1 protein-coding gene and 1 tRNA gene (1 of these 2 cut by a window edge) are annotated in these 519 nt (G+C 33.1%); one reads left to right on the top strand and one right to left on the bottom strand.

The genetic code is table 11. The features are described 5' to 3' along the window. On the bottom strand, positions 1 to 260 hold a 260-nt coding region (locus tag RT405_RS05715), incomplete at its 3' end, for a helix-turn-helix domain-containing protein (protein ID WP_313468315.1). Positions 261 to 482: 222 nt separating this feature from the next. Here RT405_RS05715 and RT405_RS05710 point away from each other — a divergent pair. Further along, positions 483 to 519, top strand: a tRNA-OTHER gene (locus tag RT405_RS05710) (it continues 49 nt past the right edge of the window).

Below are 519 nucleotides of genomic sequence, written 5' to 3'. Positions count from 1 at the left end.
GCATCTATTCCGATAACATGATGTCCGTTTCGTTTCAGCAATAGCATAGTCGGTTTACGACCGCCTTTAGATTCCCCGAGAATACTTTCTTCAACCAGGTTCTCGTTGATCAATTCTTTTACAATTGTGCTGACAGTTGGCGGAGTGATGCCTGTTTCTTTTGCAATTTGAGCGCGCGAGATTGGTTCAGCTAAACGGATTTTATTTAATACAACGGATTTATTTACGGATTTCATTAATTGAAAAGTTCCACGTTCCATGAGTACCTTTCCTTTCTTAAAAAACAATCTTTTTTTACTTAGTATAGCATGGTTAATTAATTTAATTTAGAAATGTTTCATTCTTTTTTATTTTTAGATAGATTTCCTTTTCTTTTAAAGATTTAATTTGCAGTTTTACATTATGTAGTTTTTCTGAAAACATCTGCTTAATTTACTAGACAATTTTTCGAAGTCGTGAGAAAATGAAAGATGTTAGTATTTGGTTCTATAGCTCAGCTGGATAGAGCAAACGTTTCCT

It is taken from the genome of Carnobacterium sp., assembly GCF_032094055.1.
Taxonomy (GTDB): Bacteria; Bacillota; Bacilli; order Lactobacillales; family Carnobacteriaceae; genus Carnobacterium_A.
Note: the sequence above shows the minus strand (reverse complement) of the source record. Positions and strands in the feature narration are given on the sequence as shown.